The organism is Occallatibacter sp. (genome assembly GCF_049802275.1).
In the GTDB taxonomy this organism is placed as follows: domain Bacteria; phylum Acidobacteriota; class Terriglobia; order Terriglobales; family Acidobacteriaceae; genus Telmatobacter.
This window is the reverse complement of record NZ_JBARMD010000590.1, coordinates 1-5084: the sequence shown is the minus strand read 5'-3', so window position 1 is coordinate 5084 and position 5084 is coordinate 1. Positions and strand designations below refer to the sequence as shown.

The 5084-nt window shown below is 58.4% G+C and carries 3 protein-coding genes; all 3 read right to left on the bottom strand.

Annotated features, from left to right (window positions below; genetic code table 11):
- Positions 1 to 869 (bottom strand): UTP--glucose-1-phosphate uridylyltransferase GalU (gene galU, locus WA354_RS20140; protein ID WP_472814809.1); only part of this gene is annotated, 869 nt, incomplete at its 3' end.
- 64 nt (positions 870 to 933) lie between these two features.
- A complete protein-coding gene (locus WA354_RS20135; protein WP_472814808.1) occupies positions 934 to 2643 on the bottom strand; it encodes a DUF885 domain-containing protein in 1710 nt (569 codons plus the stop codon).
- A 63-nt stretch (positions 2644 to 2706) separates the two neighbouring features.
- Positions 2707 to 5084, bottom strand: a 2378-nt coding sequence (mfd, locus tag WA354_RS20130; RefSeq protein ID WP_472814807.1) for a transcription-repair coupling factor, incomplete at its 5' end; no start/stop codon positions are given.

Sequence of the window (5084 nt, the reverse complement as noted above, 5' to 3'; positions counted from 1 at the left end):
GGCAGGCTCTTCAGGTATTCGCGGAACTTTTCGCCGAACTCGGGGCGCTTGAGGGCGAACTCGACCGTGGCCTGCAACATGCCGAATTTGTCTCCAGCGTCGAAGCGCTTGCCTTCAAACGTGTAGCCGAAGACCTTCTCTTCCTTCAGCAAAGCTTTGATTCCATCCGTCAGCTGGATTTCGCCTCCGGCCCCGGGAGTGGTCTGCTCCAGTAATTCGAAGATGCGCGGGGTCAGGACGTAGCGGCCGATAATGGCCTGCTTTGACGGTGCGTCTTCGAATTTTGGCTTCTCGACCATGCCGGTGCAATCGTAGATGCGCGGGTCGTCGGGGTCCTGCCGCCCAGCAAGCACACCGTAGGCAGAGATGGCGGGCCCTTCGATGGTTTGCGTGGCCAATACAGATCCGCCGCGATCGTTGAAGACGTCGATCATCTGCTTGAGACAGGGCACTTCGGCATCAATCACGTCGTCGGGCAGGATGACAGCGAAGGGTTCGTCGCCGACAAGTTCCTTGGCGCAGAGAACGGCGTGTCCCAGGCCGAGCGGTTCGCGCTGGCGGACATAGCTGACGCGCGCAAGTGCAGAGACGCCGCGCGAGACGGCGAGCAGTTCTTTTTTCCCGCGGCGCTCCAGCGTGGCGTCCAATTCGAAGCTGTGATCGAAATGGTCTTCCATGGCGCCTTTGCCGCGTCCGGTGATGATGATGATGTGCTCGATGCCGGAGGCCACCGCTTCTTCAACTCCGTACTGGATGATGGGCTTGTCGACAAGAGCCAGCATCTCTTTGGGTATGACTTTGGTGGCGGGGAGAAAGCGAGTGCCGAGGCCGCCAGCAGGAAAAACCACCTTGCGTACTTGCTCTGTCATCAACTGTCCCTCAACTAAAAGCTACGCGAGTGAAACGATAATTTGGATGAAATGCTGTTGATCTTTAAAGCGCTGGCGAATCATCGCCAAGCAATGCTTCGCGCACAATCTTGATGGGCGGGAAGCCCTGGCTGAGAAATTCGTCATGAAACTTCTCCAGTGAAAACGCTGCGCCCTGCTTTTTCATCAGGTCTGAGCGCAGCTTCATGATCTCAAGTTTTCCCAGGGTGTAGTAGAGATAAGTGGGGTCGCCCGCACCGCGCTTGGCCTCAACTTCCGCGGTCTCCTTTGGCTGGTAGCCTTCCTTCTGGAAGAATTCGACGGCCTGCTCGTAAGTCATGTTCCCTGTATGCATTTGGATGCCGACGATGAAGCGCGCGTTGCGCAGCAGGGCGTCCTGGAGTTGGCCGAGGCGAAGGAATTTGGCTTCGCGCTGGTCTTTGGCTCCGGTGCCGGGCTGTCCGTAGCCGTTGTCGAGCATCATCTGCTCAGTGTAGTGAGCCCAGCCTTCGACATTGGTCGTCGCGCTGAGGATCTTGCGCACGCGGCTCGGGGCCTTGAGCGAGTAAAGATACTGCACGTAATGGCCGGGATAGGCCTCGTGTACAGATGTAGAGATTACGGTGCCGATGTTGAAAGAGTGCATGTAACCCTCAACCTGCGCAGGAGTCATGGAGGGATCAGGCAGTGTGACATTGAAGAACGACGTGGTCGCATGGTTTTCAAAGGGGCCGGGTGAGTCCATGCTGGCCTGGGTGGTAGCGCGCATGAAGGGCGGAGTCTCCTGGACAACCGGCCGCACATCGGAAGGGATAGTGACGATGTGGTGGGAGCGGATGAAGTCGAGAAGGCTGGTAAAGGTCGCGGTGAAGGCGGGAATCAGCTGATTGGGCGCGGGGTGCTGGCTGCCTAGTTCTTCGAGAACCTCGCGGGGAGTTTTGTTGGGCTCGAGTTCTTTGGCGACTTCAGCGAAGTGCTGCTGGTTCTGGCGCATGTCAGCGTAACCGATTTCGAGCAGCCTGGGGAGCGGCAGATCGACCATCTCGTCGTACAGTAGCTTTTTCGAGAAGGTGTCGGCGCCGATGCGGAAGTCTCCGTTGGAACGAGGCAGCAAGTCGGTTTTGAGCCAGGCGAGGTAGTCGTTCAACGCGGAGATGACTGCGGCATTGGTTTGTGCGAATTCCGATTTGAGCGCGGGATCGCCAGCGTCTACGAAAGCCGCGGGAACATCGTGCTGAAAGAAGCTGACGATGCCGGGAAGCTGTTCGATAGCGATTTCGGTGAAGATGCGTGGAGGGTTCTGAAGGTTTGTGCGCGCCTCGGCAAGAAGGCCCGGCATCAGCTTCTCGCGGGCAATGAGTGAACGGAGCCGATCGTTAGCCGGTGCAAATTTTCGTTCCATGAGCGTGAAAGCTGCGTTAGCGCATGTGCTGGAATAGTTGTCGGCATCTTTGGCCCAGGGGCGGATAGTCTGAAGGGTCAGCAGGCGCGAGTGAATCTCTCCGAGGACCATCTGGCGATCGCCACGAGTGGTCTGATCAAGCGAGGCTGCGGGAATCGCAGAGACGCGATCTGCGAAGTGGTTCAAGTCGCCGATTTCCGCGTTAATCCTGGCCTGGGAGAAATCTTCTAGCTTGGAGTCGTATTGGTGATAGCCGACCACCGTGCCCGAGGTCGGTTGATTGGGGAAGTAGACCTGGTCGAAGTACTCGTCAGAGACCTTCTGGAAGTCTTCTTTGGGTGATTCAGCTCGGACGGCAATCGCGGAAGACATACAAGCTCCAATGGCAAGAAGTGCGGCGGTTTTTCTCACAAGTCCTCTTGGTTTGATTGTGAATTATGCGGTGACGGCGTCGGGAGCGAGTTTGGTGAGCAGGTCCCGAATCTCTAGTAGAACATCGTCGGGACGTGTGGCGGCCAGGGGAAACTTGAGCAGGCCCTGCGGCGTGAATTGTGCGCCGCGCTTGGCGTTTCGCGCCACAAGGCGCATGAGGTGCTGCGGATCGATTGCGGCCTTCTCTGTGAATCGAATTTGCAGCTCGGTACGTTTGCGATCGATTTGGGCGATGCCGAGGCGCTCGCACTCCAGCCGTAGCGTGGCAGCCTCGAGCAGGTACACGGTGGCGTCAGGTAATGCGCCATAGCGATCTTCCATTTCGGCGCGGAGGTCTGCGATGGCTTTCTCGTTTTCGGCTCCTGCGATTTTCTTGTAGAGGCGCAGCCGCTGGTTCTCTTCGGCGACATAACTCTCGTCGATGCGCAGGGCGATGCCGAGATTGAGTTGCGTGCTCGGACGTTCTTCGCCGCCTTCGCCCTTCATTTCCTTCACGGCCGCTTCGAGCATAGACGTGTAGAGTTCGAAGCCGACGGCCTCGATATGGCCGCTCTGCTCGCCGCCGAGCATGTTCCCTGCCCCGCGCAGTTCGAGATCGAGCGCGGCAATTTTGAATCCAGCGCCGAGGTCTGAGAACTCTTTGAGTGCGGCGAGACGGCGGCGGGCGATGTCGGTCAGTTCGCGCTCGGGTGGGATGAGCAGATAGGAATAAGCGCGGCGATTGGAGCGGCCAACGCGGCCGCGAAGTTGATAAAGCTCGCTGAGCCCGTGGCGATCGGCACGGTTGATGACGATGGTGTTGGCGAGCGGGATGTCGAGGCCGTTTTCGATGATGGTGGTGGCGACGAGCACATCGAATTCGTGATGCATGAAGGCGAGCATCACGCCTTCCAGATCTTTTTCACCCATCTGACCGTGGCCGACGACGACGCGCGCACCGGGAACAAGTTCCTGGATGCGCGATGCGATTTCGTAGATGGTTTCGACGCGATTGTGAACGAAGTAGACCTGGCCGCCGCGCTCTAGTTCAACTTCGATTGCGGAACGAATGATTTTCTCATCGAACTTGGCCACGACGGTTTGAATTGCCATGCGATCTTTGGGCGGCGTTTCGATGACGGACATATCGCGGAGGCCGACGAGCGACATGTGGAGCGTACGCGGAATCGGCGTAGCGCTCATGGCGAGCACGTCGATCTCTTTGCGCATTTGCTTCAGCCGTTCCTTGTGGCGCACACCGAAGCGCTGCTCTTCGTCGACGACGAGCAGGCCGAGGTCCTGGAATTTGATGTCCTTCGACAGAATGCGGTGGGTGCCAATGAGGATGTCGACTTTGCCGGTTTCGACTTTTTCGAGGATGACCTTTTGCTCTTTCGGCGTACGGAAGCGCGAGATCATTTCGACGGTGATGGGGAATTGCGAGAAACGCTTCTTGAATGTCTCGAAGTGCTGGAAAGCGAGGACCGTGGTGGGTGTGAGAATCGCGACTTGTTTGCCGTCCTGCACGGCTTTGAAAGCTGCGCGCATGGCCACTTCGGTTTTGCCGTAGCCAACGTCACCGCAGAGCAGGCGATCCATGGGCGTCGTAGATTCCATGTCCTGCTTGACGGCAGAGATCGCGGTGAGTTGGTCGTCGGTCTCGCGGTAGTCGAAGGAGTCTTCGAACTCGCGCTGAAAATCGTTGTCAGGCGAAAAGGACGTGCCTTGCGCGGTGTGGCGCTGCGCATAGAGCTTGAGCAGTTCGGCGGCCATGTCCCGCATGGCCTTCTTGACGCGTGCCTTTGTCTTGACCCACTGCTGAGAGCCGAGTTTGTTCAGGACCGGCGCGGGACCGGTGTCGGTGGAGCGGTATTTCTGGATCAGGTCGAGGCGCGTGAGCGGAACATAAAGCTTGGCTTGCTCGGCGAATTCTAGAATCATGAATTCGACGGCGAGGCCGTCCTGCACGATTTCTTTGAGGCCCTGGTATTGTGCGATGCCGTGCTCGACGTGGACGACGTAGTCGCCGATGGCGAGGTCGCGGAAGTCCGAAAGGAACGCCGCGGTCTTTGACTTTTTCGGCTCGGGGCGCGCGGCGACGTCGGCATCGTCTGACATATCATTCGCGCCGAAGAGAACCAGGTTGGCATCGGGAAAGCTGACGCCGGACGAAATCTGCGTGCGCACAATGACGGGCACGCGCATGTCGCCGGCGAGATAGCTGGCCTCTTCGAGTTCGGCACCATGCTGCACAATGCGACTGCCGAGACGATAAGGTACCTGGTATTCACGCAGCATGGATGCAGTGCGCTCCACGTCACCCTGCGTGGGAGCGGCGAGAACGATGCGCTGTTCGGCGGCTATCAGGTTCTTGAGCTGGTCAACGAGGGCGGGAATGGAGC